At 36.3% G+C, this 14567-nt stretch carries 11 protein-coding genes and 2 pseudogenes; 1 reads left to right on the top strand and 12 read right to left on the bottom strand.

Annotated elements, in window-relative coordinates:
* Positions 1 to 57: 57 nt before the first annotated feature.
* From MHH45_RS17805 to MHH45_RS17780, 6 genes are all read right to left on the bottom strand, one after another.
* A complete protein-coding gene (locus MHH45_RS17805) occupies positions 58 to 1488 on the bottom strand; it encodes a sensor histidine kinase (RefSeq protein ID WP_016112603.1) in 1431 nt (476 codons plus the stop codon).
* An 11-nt stretch (positions 1489 to 1499) separates the two neighbouring features.
* Complete coding sequence (locus tag MHH45_RS17800) at positions 1500 to 2171, bottom strand: response regulator transcription factor (RefSeq protein ID WP_003202224.1); 672 nt, start codon at positions 2169 to 2171, stop codon at positions 1500 to 1502.
* A gap of 111 nt (positions 2172 to 2282) precedes the next feature.
* Positions 2283 to 3275, bottom strand: coding sequence for a UDP-glucose 4-epimerase GalE (gene galE, locus MHH45_RS17795; protein WP_016112604.1), 993 nt, complete (start codon positions 3273 to 3275; stop codon positions 2283 to 2285).
* 250 nt (positions 3276 to 3525) lie between these two features.
* Entirely contained in the window at positions 3526 to 4221 is a 696-nt protein-coding gene (locus MHH45_RS17790) for an NTP transferase domain-containing protein (protein ID WP_088093760.1), read from the bottom strand.
* A complete protein-coding gene (locus MHH45_RS17785) occupies positions 4218 to 5192 on the bottom strand; it encodes a DMT family transporter (RefSeq protein WP_088093759.1) in 975 nt (324 codons plus the stop codon). Before MHH45_RS17785 ends, MHH45_RS17790 begins: the two co-directional genes overlap by 4 nt.
* Before the next feature lie 14 nt (positions 5193 to 5206).
* Positions 5207 to 7054, bottom strand: coding sequence for an NTP transferase domain-containing protein (locus MHH45_RS17780; protein ID WP_088093758.1), 1848 nt, complete (start codon positions 7052 to 7054; stop codon positions 5207 to 5209).
* Between the two features lie 298 nt (positions 7055 to 7352).
* Here MHH45_RS17780 and MHH45_RS17775 point away from each other — a divergent pair, with 298 nt between their 5' ends.
* Positions 7353 to 8114 carry a LicD family protein gene (locus MHH45_RS17775; protein ID WP_016132419.1) on the top strand — a complete coding sequence of 254 codons (762 nt, stop codon included), beginning with the start codon at positions 7353 to 7355 and terminating at the stop codon, positions 8112 to 8114.
* 301 nt (positions 8115 to 8415) lie between these two features.
* Here the strand turns inward: MHH45_RS17775 and tagU are convergent, their stop codons facing one another.
* The 6 genes and pseudogenes from tagU to MHH45_RS17745 form a co-directional block, all read right to left on the bottom strand.
* Positions 8416 to 9324 carry a polyisoprenyl-teichoic acid--peptidoglycan teichoic acid transferase TagU gene (gene tagU / locus MHH45_RS17770; RefSeq protein WP_016112609.1) on the bottom strand — a complete coding sequence of 303 codons (909 nt, stop codon included), beginning with the start codon at positions 9322 to 9324 and terminating at the stop codon, positions 8416 to 8418.
* Between the two features lie 260 nt (positions 9325 to 9584).
* Positions 9585 to 10613 (bottom strand): UDP-glucose 4-epimerase GalE, encoded by a 1029-nt coding sequence (gene galE / locus MHH45_RS17765; protein WP_088093757.1) that lies wholly within the window; start codon positions 10611 to 10613, stop codon positions 9585 to 9587.
* A gap of 144 nt (positions 10614 to 10757) precedes the next feature.
* Positions 10758 to 10937 (bottom strand): annotated as a pseudogene (locus MHH45_RS17760) (sortase domain-containing protein); the annotation flags it as partial.
* Positions 10938 to 11671: 734 nt separating this feature from the next.
* A pseudogene (locus MHH45_RS17755) lies at positions 11672 to 12005 on the bottom strand (sugar transferase); the annotation flags it as partial.
* A gap of 18 nt (positions 12006 to 12023) precedes the next feature.
* Positions 12024 to 13319, bottom strand: coding sequence for a nucleotide sugar dehydrogenase (locus tag MHH45_RS17750; protein WP_088093756.1), 1296 nt, complete (start codon positions 13317 to 13319; stop codon positions 12024 to 12026).
* A 12-nt stretch (positions 13320 to 13331) separates the two neighbouring features.
* Entirely contained in the window at positions 13332 to 14561 is a 1230-nt protein-coding gene (locus MHH45_RS17745; protein ID WP_018764982.1) for a glycosyltransferase family 4 protein, read from the bottom strand.
* Positions 14562 to 14567: the final 6 nt, after the last annotated feature.

Here is a 14567-nt window from a genome sequence, read left to right as displayed (position 1 = left end):
CCTCCAAGATAAAAAAACGTTGTTTCGAAAATACCGCATAATTGTTTCATAAATGTATCATTCAACCGCTTTCAAATTTTTTATATATTCCAAACGTCTCGGTAACAAAAATGCGAGCGTCACCATCGTGCCCACTTCTTCACTACTCTCTATTCGCATGCTTCCGCCCTGCTTATTCATAATCTCTTGGCAAATGTACAAACCATACCCATTCCCATAGCTAGAAGAGAGTACCTTCCCTTTTGGAGAACGATTCCATTCAGCTAATATACCTTCATCCATACCAATTCCATCATCATAAATAAAAACTTTTGCCTCATGCTCATTTACAACGACATTCATACGTACTTGTGAGGCATCGCTATATTTAATCGTATTATCGAACACATTCAAGAAAATCTGCTTCGTCTTATCAAAATCGGCGACCACATGTGCCTCTGTTAACTCATTTACAACTTCAATTTCAAATTGCTGCAAGCGAGGTTTCACAATCGAAATCGCTTCTTCTGCTAGCTCCTTTATATTTACAATTGTTGGTGAAACTTCAAACGTACTTGTCCCGTACTTTGAAGATTGCAGTAACTCCTCAACAAGTGATAATAACCGCTGACTTTCCACAGAAACATAATGAAGACTTTCCTGTATATCTTGCTTCGATTGCAATTTCGGAATTAAATCTACATAACCGATAATCGCGGTAAGCGGTGTTTTTAACTCATGTGTAATCCTATCTAAGAAATCCTTCTGTTTCTCTTTCTCTTCCTTAAGCTGCGAGATATGCAGTTCAATCCCATCGGCCATCGCATTAAAGGACGCCGAAAGCTGTGCAATTTCTACATACTCATTTAACTCAATCTTACTTTGATAATCTCCATTTGCAAGTCGCTTCGCCATTTGTCTTAGCTGATCAATCGGCCTGTGAAGAGACTTTGCTAAACGAATCGCAAAGAAAATACCACCAGCCACTAAACAAAGGGATGTAACAAGAAACGTCCAGCTCACATTCATTAAGACCTCTTTCTCATCTTTCAACTCATGAATAAAGCGAATTGCTCCGATTACTTCATTCCCGCGGTATACAGGGCTCGAAAATAATAACAATGGCGCTGGATCACCATTTGCAAAAACGTAAGCCTTCTTTCCCTGTAACGACCGATCTATGTCTATATTCTTATGAAGCAACGCCCCTTTTTGCGTATCCGCAACGACATCTCCATTCTTCCCGATCATTTGTACCCGGACATCCATCCTCTTCCCTAAATAAGAAGCAATCAGCATTGAACTCTGCCCAAGAGTCTCTACTTCCGCTTCCTTCTCTAAGTAATTCATCGTGTAAATTTGCGCCTCTACACTTAACTTCTCCAAAGAGTCCGCTGCACTATGGTACATATTTTTCTCTAGTGCAATATACGTCACTGTATAAAGTAGACACAAAATCGGAATTAACAATCCGGCAATCCCAAATACCATATTTCGTTTTAACGACATCTTACCACCTTTTAACAATCCAACTTATAACCAACGCCATAAATCGTCTTAATATGTTCTCCGCTTGCTCCAAGCTTCTTCCGAAGGCGCTGCACCATAATATCAACTGCTCTCGTATTTCCGCTATACTCAAAGCCCCATACTTTCTCTAATAGCTCATCGCGCATAAACACACGCTGCTTATTAGAAGCAAACAACTGGCATAAATTAAACTCACGGTACGTTAAATCAATTTCTTCTCCATTCACATGCACTTTCCGTTCCTTCGGATAAATGACCAACTCACCGGCCCGAATGACCTTATCATCCTTAGGTACCCCGTGCTTCATTACACGCCGTGCCATATTCTTCACCCGAAGAATCAACTCTGCATAATTGAATGGCTTCGTCACATAATCATCAGCCCCAAGCTGAAGACCAAGCAACTTATCATTCATCTGACTCTTCGCTGTTAACATGAGTACTGGAATATCTCGGTCCTTCTCCCTGAACAACCGAAGCAGCTCATAACCATCCGTATCCGGAAGCATTACATCTAAAATCAATACATTCGGCTCTTCATCCCACCTTTGCAGCGCCTCTTTTCCATCAGCGGCCGTAAGCACTTCATATCCTTCCATCTCTAGCTGCATCCGAATTAAATTCCGAATGCTCGACTCATCATCGACTACAAGTATTTTCATGGTTCCCCTCCTTTCGCAGTACATTTTAGTATAGCAAATATCCTATACTAAAAAAGAGTGCACTATCGAACATATGTTGAACGACAATACACCCTCTTTTATAAATCACTCTTACTTCGTATATCCATGTGGCTTGCTTTGATGCCAATTCCACGCATGTTCAATGATTGTTTTCACATCTGTATATTGCGGGCTCCAGCCTAATTTTTCTTTTGCTTTTTGAGACGATGCAACAAGGCGCGCTGGGTCTCCAGCTCTTCTTGGCGCAACTTCTGCTGGGATTTCATGATTTGTTACTTCGCGAACCGCTTCAACAATTTCTTTTACACTAAATCCGTTACCGTTTCCTAAGTTATAAAAGTCACTGTCTCCGCCATTTTGTAAATCTTTCAGTCCAAGGAAATGAGCCGCTACTAAATCATCAACATGGATATAGTCACGAATACATGTACCATCTGGTGTATTGTAATCATCACCAAACATCATGATTTTCTCACGTTGTCCTAAAGCCACTTGCAGTACAAGGGGAATTAAATGCGTCTCCGGACGATGATCTTCACCAATAATACCGCTTGGCGTTGCACCAGCTACATTAAAGTATCTGAAGATCTTATATTTCAAATGAGAAGCTTGGCTATACCAATGCAACATTTTTTCAATCGCTAATTTTGTTTCTCCATATGTGTTCGTAGGATTTGTTGGTGTTTCTTCTGAAATCAACTCAACATCTACATCTCCATATGTTGCGGCAGTTGATGAGAAGATAAATTTATCAATTTTAAACTCATCCATCACTTCTAGTAAGCATAGCGCACCGTATACGTTGTTATTATAGTATTGAAGCGGTTTTTCCATACTTACACCAACTAAAGAATCCGCTGCAAAATGCATAACTGCGTCAATTGTTTCTTGCTTAAAAACGTCTCTTAAGAAACTTTTATCGCGAAGATCACCTTTATAAAATTTCACGCCTTCTGCAATAGCATCTTCATGACCTGTTTGTAAATTATCAACTACAATTACAGATTGTCCTTCATTAACTAATTTTTTTACAGCATGAGAGCCAATATAACCAGCTCCGCCGCACACTAAAATAGAACCCATGTTTTCCACACCCAACTTTTAATGAATTATTTTATCCTGCTATCCGCGGACAGAAAAACCTCTACATCAAAGAAGATAGGTAGAGGAGCACTGTCTGATCGATAAGAGCCTTCCATCATTTGGGGGATAAAGCGCCCAAATGATGGAAGTTTCACTTTATAGTACTTTTTAACCTATAAAATAAGCTTATCTTCTTTTATTTTATAGGGCAAGTTAAATTCCAATTATTTCATAAAACCATCAACAATGATTATTTCGCTAAAACAGCTAGTTTTTCTTCTACTTTCTTCAAGTCCAGGGCAGAATCAATTTCAAAACTATCATTGCTACCAATTTTGTACAAATGAACATTTAATTCTTGAATGTTATCTTTTACAATATTATCCCAGTACAGTTCACTGAAATCTTCCTGATTTACTACTTCTTCTAGTTTCTTCACAATATGGATGCCATCTTCTTTTGACCAGTATGAAATACCACATAAGATGTAGTCATCGTTACCATCACCAATTTCAATATCATATACTTTACGATGTTCGTCATGCTTAATGATCCATTCATTACGGAAATCTTCTTTCTTCGCACTAAAGTATAGGGATGACTCTGGGTTCTCTATAAAAATATTACGGTGTAAATAAACATCCGCATCCATTACATATGCATCTTGTAAATATTCACGAACTAAATACATCGTATAAATGTTGTTGTACACATTATATTTGTCATTGTGCACAAGCTTCACATTATACTTCTCAACAAGATAATCGAATTTCTCTGCTAAATAGCCTGTTACGACAATAATTTCTTCTACACCAATTTCCTGTAAATATTCAATTTGACGCTCTAGCATCGGCTTGCCATTTACCTCTACTAATGATTTTGGAGTCGTTAACGTTAATGGACGTAAACGAGTTCCCATACCCGCCGCTAATAAAATCGCTCTCATGTTACTTCACCTCTATATTTTTTCGCTTTTGTAAATTCAGATATATCTGCAACTGTTAATATAGCTCCTACAAGGATCGCAATACAACAAATAATTAACTTCCATGAAAACGGTGATCCTAATGCTAATATAGAAATGACAACCGCCCATGCAGAATACGTAATGTTAAGCGCCATCGCTTTTGTCGGCCCAATTTCATGAATTGCCTTATAGTAGAACACATAGGAAGCTGTTCCAACTAATGCAACCACAATGATTAAAATAATCTCGCTGCTCATCACAACTTCTTTTGTTAAGAAATGCCCTCCAACTGAAGGTAAAATAACAAGTCCATATGTGACTGCTGAAACAAGCTGACGAATTTGAAGTGCCTCTTCCGGAGATACTTCTTCATCTTTCATACCGTACGCACAGATAACACATTCTAAGCCCCAGCCAACGATACAAATAAGGACAAAAATAAATCCTAACATATAGTTTTCAGTTGCAAATCCATCGCCTGTAAATCCAAGTACGATAATAAATGCAATACTAATGATAAGTCCAAGCCAATTCCATGAACGAAGGCGGTCTTTCAAAAATACAAATGCAAAAAATGCACCTACCGCTGGATATACAGCTGAAATTGCTGCTGTATAAGAAGCCCCGATATACTTTACAGCTAATACATAAAACGTCATACCAATCGGTCCACCCATAAGTGCTCCTAACATGACAAACCGTCCACTTCTCGTTTTCAGCTTAGAAAGGGCCGTTTTGAGTTGACCCTTTATCGCCATATAGATCATCATCCATAGTGTGGACATAAAGTCGTGTAAAAACGTACTAACTAGAGGAGCAAGAAACACAACTTGGTCTGTTGCTAGCATAAGTTGTGAAGATAAGATAATTCCAATCAATACCGTATCTACAGCCCAAGCAAAACCAGAAAATATCCCATAAAATATGCCTTTACTTTGCACTTTTCTCATCGTTATATCCCCCACTACAACTCTAAGAAGAGCTGTAAGTTTTTCTTCGCACGATTATAGCGATCCATTCCATATGTCCCAAAATCACTGCCTGTTGCTTCTTTAATCTTCGTCCAAATACTCCATAAGAAATCTTGGAAAATCTTATTCATCAATATTCTTCTCTGGTAAGACTCTTCTACTTCCTCATTAAAATAGTAGGATAAGAATAACTCCTCCTCTTCTGAAGAAAAGTCGCACTCTAAACTATGTGCTGCAATATCCCACATCGGATCGTTCATACCGCCATATTCCCAATCGATTAAGTATATTTTGTCTTCTCCGCTCTTAACAAAGTTTTCAGGAACCGTATCATTATGACAAGCTGTTAACGTAACATCCATTGCCTCATACATATCCTTTAACCGCATTACCTTGTTCTTCACTTCTGCATAATCATCAAAGTTAGAGCCGTTTACTTTATTTAATAACCCTTCATAATGCTCTATTTTTTCAAACACATTGAAAGTATTATTCATTTCGGCATTTGAACTGTGTAATTGTTTTAATATATTCGCTGTTAACTTCATATTATCACTGCGTTTTGCCGTTTTCGGATTTAATGTTTCTGCGTTTGGAATTAACTCTGCTAATTTCACACCAGTTTCTTCATTAAAATATAAAAGTTCCGCATCAATTCCTAATTGGCTTGCTAAATTAGAAGTTACCATTTCATCACGGCGACTAATCATATCTTGTGTACCGCTTCCTGGAATACGCAGCACATATTCGGATTTTCCAACACTTACTTTGAAATTCGTATTCGTCATACCACCAAATGGCTGAATATCTGTAATTTCATCTTTTGAAATAGAAAGTGCTTCAGAAACATATTTTTTAATTTGTCGTTCTTTAAACTCTGCTTCTTTTTTCACTAAGCGAGGATAGATTTTATTTTTCACAACTTCATATTGCTTCGGTGTATCAATCTCTGCCCATACAACATCTGGTAACTTTGCATAGCCGACATCGTACAACCTTGCAGCATCAAGAAGTAAATATTCATAGTTCACATATGGATTTTGATTATGACGGAATGTTGCTAACATGTTCATGAACACTTCATACGAGATTTTAGAAATCCCAACCATCTCACCATCAATGCGATTTAACTGATGAATGTCTTTTGAAATTTTATACAGATAGCCATCTTGAATCTCAACAAACGCTTCATCACCAGATCCACTCTCATTTGTAATAAGTACACAGTCCGGTTCTGGATGATGTAACACTTGCACAAGCGCCTTCTCTTCGATTAAAATATCATCTTCAATTAATAAGAAATCATCTGTAATCAGCTCCTGAACCTCTGCTAGCGACGCCATTGATCCTGTCCACTTATATTTCGGATTTTCCACAAAGTGCACATTATGACGACCTGTCCAGCCTTCAAACTGTTCCTTCTTATAGCCAACAACCACCACAATTTTTTCAATGCCATTATTTTTAAGGATTTCTAAACTGCGATCTAACAGAAGTTTTTCCCCAACCGTTAACAAACCAGATGGTTTCCCAAACTCCTGACGCTTACCAGCCGCAAGAACAACAGCTTGCGTAACCTTCTTGCCCTCTTTGCGATGAACTCTAAGCTTCTTCCCTTGGTAAGCCGCTAACTCCTGACGCATGTATTCAAAGCCTTTCTGGTACAAATAATAATTCATGTACTTTCCTGACTTTTTGCTATAGATGTATTGATTCTTAGTTAAATCATTCATAATATAATTCACTTTACCAACAGATATATTGCACTGCTCTGCAATCTTTTTTTGGTTCATCTGTGGATTTTGATTGATAACCTCTAATATATTTAATACTTGTTGCATAGAGCTCCCCTCCATCACCCGATTTCATCCGTTCATTTTTTGAACGTGTAATTATAATATCACCTATGGGCATAAACGTAAATATTTTGTAAATTTAATGTGTGCTTTGTAAATAGCATCTTATATGAATATATATTAAGAAAAAACAAAATCTAAAACACAGTTACACACAAAGAAACTGTAGTTGCGTGCCAATTTATAACTGATGTATACTTAAACTTATGAGTGTAATATTTTTCAATACAATAGGAAACGTGAATATTTATTCTATTGATTAGAACAATTGGAGGAACTTATTTTGAATGCACTACAACTAACACCTTTGGAGCAAGCTCAAAAAGTGATGCTGGATATGCTCATAACGCTTCATAAAATCTGTAAAGAACATGATATTAAATTTTGGATCACAGATGGAACCCTATTAGGTTCTGTTAGACATAAAGGATTTATCCCTTGGGATGATGATGCAGATCTTGCTATGCTAAGAGAAGATTACGAGAAATTTTTGCGCATTATTCCAAACCATTTACCAAAGCCATATAAACTAGAAACAGAAAAAGTAAATACACACGGCAAACATAACTGGACGAAAATTCTCTATCTAGATGATTTTGAATGGCAAGAAAGCGATGGTACACACCGAAAAGGAATATCCATTGATATTTTCCCATTTGACTACGTTTCAGAATCGGCAACGCCGTTAGAAAAAATTGTACGAAAACTTGCCGCAATCAATTATCCTTCGAAAATAAACGGCCCTGCAGATGTAGCAAGAAGAATTCTAAACAAATCGAAATTCTTTAAACTATATGTAAAAGGCCTTAAAAAAACAAACGCTGTAACGTACGGAATGGAGACAGGCTATTACAGATGGCATAACTTCGAGCTTAGTGAAATCTTCCCGTTAAAAGAAGGAATTTTCGATGGACACATGTTCCCTGTTCCAAATGATGCAGATCGCTACTTATCAGGAATGTATGGAAACTACATGCAAATACCAGAAGAAAGTAAACAACAAGCTCATATGCAAAATTTAAAAGTGACGAAGCAACACGTATAAGATTTGGACAAAAATAAGGCGCTACGTATCCTTTAACATAAAGGATACGTAGCGCCTATTATTTACTGTATAAATACAAATTGAAAAACCGACATAAACCCCTTCTTTTCAGGTGGGAGAGAGCATCCAGCCATGCATAGAAGCGGTCAGACCCTTTTCCTGCCCCATGCCAAGGAAAAACAGAGAGAGAAAACCAGTAAGCAGGTCACCTTTTGCTGTTCTTAGCAGCTTATATATGAGACATCAAAAAAGCCTAATGTCCCATTACAGGATCATTAAGCTTATTCCTTATACTCAACTACTATTTTGTTAACTCTAAATGAGCTTTTAATTTATTAGACAAATCTTGACGATCTTTATCAGGAACGAAATAGTACCAAACACCATTCTGCTTATGACCGTCACCAGGAATTTGAATTTCCTCTTTTTTATTCATCGCAGATTTATAATTGCTTTGAAGATCCCACATTTGATCTTGACTTAAATTTGTTTTTACATTTTTCTCAACAGCACCTAACATCGTGCCAAGTTTTGTAATAGATGATATGTTCGCGCCTTTACTAATAACCGCTTCTAGCACTTGACGCTGACGCATTTGACGACCGAAATCACCGCGCGGATCTTCCTTACGCATACGCGTATACTTCAGCGCCTGCTCGCCATTTAAATGAATATTTCCTTTCTCAAATGACATGCCTTCAAGCGTAAAGGCTAAGTCATTATTCACATCAATTCCGCCAACAGCGTCAACAATATCACGGAAACCTTCCATATTTACTTCAATATAATAATCAATTGGAATATCTAAAAAATTTTCAACTGTCTTCACAGACATATCAATTCCGCCAAATGCATATGCATGATTGATTTTATCTTTCTTCCCTTTCCCAACAATCTCCGTATATGTATCACGAGGAATACTTACAATTTCCATCGAACTTTGCTTCGGATTTAATGTTAATAACATAATCGAATCCGAACGCCCTTTATCTGCCCCGCGCTCATCTGCACCTAATAATAAAATAGAAACAGGTTGTTTACTTCCTAACTTCACATCAGTAGAACGTTTCTCAGAATGATCTCGTTCAAGCGGTGTATACACTTTATCTATTGTCCCCGAAACGGATGAGTACAGATAATACGCATAACCGCCTCCTGCAATGACAAGAACGCCGATAATACCCAGTATCCAAAATAGAATTTTTTTCATTATGTAACCTTCTTTCTCGAATCAGCTTTATAGGTTTTTAAGGAATAAAGTACCACACCCATTATACATGGGATTAGTTTCTATATCCAAATTATTCTATAATTTCATACATATATACTTTTCTCATTAGATATCTTACCTATACACCAAAAAACCTCGTCTTATCTAGTATAGAATAAGACGAGGTTTTTACATTATTGTTTCAAAAAAATTGATGATATGTCTAGCAAATCATAAAGAAAGCATTTACAAGATCATATTCACTTCATACATTCTGTTTCTTGGTAGCCATTCTTATTATTCGACTGCCATTTCCATGAGTCCGCGCACATTTCTTCAAGCCCGCGCTTTGCTTCCCATCCTAATTCACGTTTTGCTTTAGATGCATCTGCAAAACATACAGCAACATCTCCAGGACGACGCTCTGTAATTTTATATGGAACGGACTTTCCTGAAACTTTCTCGAATGCTTGTACCATTTCTAGCACGCTATATCCAGTACCTGTACCAAGGTTATATGTATCTACACCTGTTGTATGTAATACTTTTTCAAGAGCCTTCACATGTCCATTCGCAAGATCAACAACATGAATATAATCACGGACACCTGTACCATCTTTTGTCGGATAATCGTTTCCAAATACACTTAATTCTTTTAACTTACCAACTGCTACTTGCGTTACATATGGCATTAAGTTGTTCGGAATTCCATTTGGATCTTCCCCAATACGCCCACTTTCATGTGCACCAAATGGATTGAAATAACGAAGTAATACAACACTCCACTCAGAATCAGCTACAACTACATCACGCATCATTTGTTCAATCATCAACTTTGTTTGACCGTATGGGTTTGTTGCATTTAAAGGAAATTCTTCTGTAATTGGTGATGTTTCAGGAAGACCATATACCGTTGCTGATGAACTAAAAATCATTTTCTTTACATTATGCTTCTGCATAACATCGCATAATATTAATGTACTTGTAATGTTGTTATGATAATAAGTAAGCGGAATTGCTACTGATTCTCCAACTGCTTTTAAGCCAGCAAAATGAATGACTGCTTCAATTGTATTTTCTTTAAAAATCACATCGATTGCATCACGATTTAGAAGATTTTCTTCATAAAATTTAAACTGTTTCCCTGTTATTTCTTTCACTCGATTCAACGATTCTACTGAACTATTAGAAAGGTTATCAACTACTATAATATCATAACCGCTATTTAATAATTCCACACATGTATGACTACCAATATATCCTGCTCCACCCGTTACGAGTATTGCCATGATGAAAAACCCCCTCCGATTTTTTCTGGTTTTATGAACTCTCAGCAGAATCAATTCTAAAAACCTTATCCATATATTCTCTTCTTCTTGCTTATCAACAAGCCCAATTGTATAAAAGGAAATTGGGCTTCCTTTTGACTATGACTATTTCTCTAAATCCGGCTTAGACACAAGCTTCGTATACACAATAAAGCGATCCGGAGCATCACCAATATACTCAAACGGATAACATGTCGTTAATGTTAATGTCTCATAATCAGTTGGAACGATAATCGTCTCATCATTCGCTCCCGTAATTTTGAAATCTGTTATTTCATAAACAAGTGCTACTTGTAAATGTGCAAGTTTCGCACTATCCAAGAATAAGCGAAGCATTTCTACTTTTTGCTCAGTTTTTAAGCTCATTACACTTGCTGCATGTGCAGCCGGTGTAGCGAATGCTGTTAAACCGAGAGCAAGTGCAGCGACTAATGAGCCTTTTTCATGACGCCTTTGAAATTCATGGCTATTTCTCCTTTTTATAACAATTTATTAATTTAAATATATCATAAGCAATCCTATGTAGGACAACCTAATTACAATTTCTCAAGATGAACCTCTTACACAAGGTCTAAAGACTAAACATTTTCTGATATAGAAATAGTTGATTCCCATAACCGTTCGGATGATTACTATGTCATTTCCAAGCTGAATGAATAGCTCCATCAATTGAATACATTGGTTTCCAACCTAATTGTGTGTATATCTTTTTACTAGATATAAAAAATGAATGCACTTTTTTATAATTTATTTCGTTACAACTTGCTTTGCTAATACCTCTTTAACAGTAGCGATAACTCTTTCTTGATTTTCCACTGTCATACTTGAACCAGAAGGTAAACATAAACCTTGACTAAACAGCTTATCAGAAATACTATCTGTATCACCATGAGTATACTATTTAGAACCTGCGAAGACAGGCTATCTATGAAGCGGCTTCCAAACTGGACGCGCTTCAATATTTTGTGCCGCTAAAGCTTCAATCACATCTAAATACGTAACACCTGTTACCTTTTCATCAATTAATAATGGACGAGGTCCTACTAAACTAATATCTCCTTTTATTACATTAATAAGCTGTGGTAATTCATCCAGACTTAACTTTCTAAGTAATTTACCAAATGATGTTAAACGAACATTATCTGGTAAGAAATTACCCTCTTCATCTTTTGCATCTGTCATTGTACGAAACTTGTATACATAGAAGGGTTTTCCATGTAAGCCTGGACGTTGTTGTTTGAAAATAATAGGACTACCTAGTTTGAACCTTACAAGAAGGGCGACAATTAAAATTATAAAAGACAACAACATCAGAGTTAAAACTGCTGTAAGAGCATCGAAAGCCCTTTTCATAATATCCATCACACGCCTTTAATTATTTACTAATTGCTTCTTGACACTTTCTAAACCTTTAATTTCATATAAATTATTAAAATTAATATACATTATTTCTGAGTTTTTACATTTCACACAATTACGTGTATCCAGGATAACAGTTTTTTTTGCATGTTCTAAAATACTGGTCTCATTTAGATGCTTAAATTCATTATGATCTGTTAAAACAAGTACACAATCTGCATCTATAATCGCTTCTTCAAAGTCATATAGATTAAATACTACTTGTTGTTGATGGACATGTGGATCATGTACCGCTACTTCATATCCTTTAGCTGTTAATAAATCTACAATTGTCATCGCAGGACTTTCTCGAACATCATCAATATTTCCTTTATAAGTAATGCCTAGAACAGCAACCTTCCCATTACTTGGAACCATTTTTTCTATTTGATCTGTAATAAATATCGGCATAGAATTGTTTATTTCTCTAGAGTTTGAGATTAGTACGGATTGTTCTGGTGCCTTTTCGATGATGAAATAAGGATCGACTGCTAAACAATGGCCTCCAACACCTGGTCCTGGTAGGTGTAGATTCACACGCGGATGATGATTAGCTAAACGAATTACATCTAATGCATTAACATTTAACTCTTGAGAAATTTTGACCAATTCATTTGCAAGTGCAATATTAACATCACGATACGTATTCTCCATTAACTTAGACATTTCAGCTGTAACAGCAGTAGTCTCTAATATCTGTCCTGTAACGAAGCTACGATATAACTCTGCAGCCTTGCTAGTAGAAATATCATTGATTCCCCCAACAATTCGTGTATTTTCAACTAACTCAATTAATATACGTCCTGGTAACACTCGTTCTGGACAATGGGCTAGATAAATATCTTCTCCTACAATCCATCCATGTTCTTTGAAAATTGGCGCCACTACATCATCAATTGTTCTCGGAGGAATTGTAGATTCAACAATAACTACATTTCCTGGTTTTACAAAGGGTACAATAGATTTTGTAGCCCCAATTACATAATCTAAGTTTGCAGTATGATCTGCATTATGCGGTGTTGGTACCGCAATGATATATGCATCTGCATGAGTTGGTTGAAGACTAGCTTTTAATCTTCCCTTCCCAACCATTTCTTTAACTAATTCTCCCAAACCAACTTCCTCAATGTGGATTTCCCCTTGATTAATCATTTCTATCGCAATTGGGTTTACATCTACACCTGTTACAGTATAACCAGCTTTTGCAAACATTGCTGATGTGGGTAATCCAATATAGCCTAGTCCTACTACGCATAAATTTTTACTCATTGCTATTTCCTCCTATTTGATTATACTTTCAATTTCTTGAATGTATTTATGTGCTAAAGCTTTTCGACTAAATTTCCTTTGCACATATTTATAACCTTTAAGACCCATTTCATCTAATCGTTCTCTATTATGATAGAATTCTAATATTTTCTCTTTAAACTGGATAATATCTTCAGGATCAACATAAACTCCACATCCACTTTCCTCTACTAATTCTCTAGCAGCTCCATCAATTCCAAGTAAAATCGGTTTTGCACATGACATATAATCAAACACTTTATTAGGATATACTGTTTTAAATGTATCTACCTTTTTCAAAACTGCAGTACAAATATCTGAAGCATTACAAAAATCAGGAATAACTGCCTTTGGTTGTGAGTCAATAAATATAACATTTTGTAGCCTTTCACTCTTAACTCTTTTTTTCAGTCGTGCTTTTTCCATCCCATCTCCAACTAATAGAAAAGCTATATCTTCATATTCTTCGCATGCCTTCGCAAGATTTAAAAGACTATCTAAATTATTCGCTAGCCCATGTGCCCCCATATAAGTAACGACAAACTTATTTTGCAAACTGTATTTTTCACGAACCCAGTTATCTTTTTCACCTGGTTCGAAAATATCTAAATCTGCCCCATTTGGGATAAAAGTTATTTTATCTGGAGAAATATGTTTCTTCTCAATTAATACATTACGAAACGCAGGAGTTAAAACGTTGATTTTATTCGCAAACTTATAAGACATTTTTTCAACAAAAAAAGCCATTTTTATTAATGGCTTACTCTTTAAAACCCCAGTATCAATAGCCGATTCTGGCCATAAATCTCGAACTTCAAATATCATCGGTATTCTTTTAAACCATTTTGTAAAAATGCCAGTAACCCCAACAAATAACGGCGGAGAAGTTACAATTACAATATCATGACTTTTCACCCTGAAAAGAATAGCTGTTAATGAAGAAACTGTAAACGAAAAGTACCCCCATAGCCTTCCAAAAAATGACTTATTATAAGCTTCAGATACATATGTTCTTAGTACTTTTACATTCGGGGAATACTCCTCTGCTACAATCCATTTTCCTTTATACTTCTCTTCTTTTTTACCCGTAGTGTAATGTACAGTCCCAGCCACAACTGTAATCTCATGTCCTTGCTCTTCCCAATACTTAACAAATTGATTAAATCTAGAACCACCTGGGTCATCTTTTCCTAAAAAATACTGATGAAGTAATAAAACCCTCATAATTTT

The sequence above is a fragment of the Bacillus sp. FSL K6-0042 genome (assembly GCF_038006685.1).
Classification (GTDB): domain Bacteria; phylum Bacillota; class Bacilli; order Bacillales; family Bacillaceae_G; genus Bacillus_A; species Bacillus_A pseudomycoides.
The sequence above is the reverse complement of the archived record's forward strand: the minus strand, read 5'-3'. Positions and strand labels throughout refer to the sequence as shown.

Excerpts from the sequence above, each read along its gene's own strand:
- MHH45_RS17805 (WP_016112603.1), bottom strand. The coding sequence starts at position 1,488 with ATGTCGTTAAAACGAAATATGGTATTTGGGATTGCCGGATTGTTAATT.
- MHH45_RS17800 (WP_003202224.1), bottom strand. The coding sequence starts at position 2,171 with ATGAAAATACTTGTAGTCGATGATGAGTCGAGCATTCGGAATTTAATT.
- galE (WP_016112604.1), bottom strand. The coding sequence starts at position 3,275 with ATGGGTTCTATTTTAGTGTGCGGCGGAGCTGGTTATATTGGCTCTCAT.
- MHH45_RS17790 (WP_088093760.1), bottom strand. The coding sequence starts at position 4,221 with ATGAGAGCGATTTTATTAGCGGCGGGTATGGGAACTCGTTTACGTCCA.
- MHH45_RS17785 (WP_088093759.1), bottom strand. The coding sequence starts at position 5,192 with ATGAGAAAAGTGCAAAGTAAAGGCATATTTTATGGGATATTTTCTGGT.
- MHH45_RS17780 (WP_088093758.1), bottom strand. The coding sequence starts at position 7,054 with ATGCAACAAGTATTAAATATATTAGAGGTTATCAATCAAAATCCACAG.
- tagU (WP_016112609.1), bottom strand. The coding sequence starts at position 9,324 with ATGAAAAAAATTCTATTTTGGATACTGGGTATTATCGGCGTTCTTGTC.
- galE (WP_088093757.1), bottom strand. The coding sequence starts at position 10,613 with ATGGCAATACTCGTAACGGGTGGAGCAGGATATATTGGTAGTCATACA.
- MHH45_RS17750 (WP_088093756.1), bottom strand. The coding sequence starts at position 13,319 with ATGAGTAAAAATTTATGCGTAGTAGGACTAGGCTATATTGGATTACCC.
- MHH45_RS17745 (WP_018764982.1), bottom strand. The coding sequence starts at position 14,561 with ATGAGGGTTTTATTACTTCATCAGTATTTTTTAGGAAAAGATGACCCA.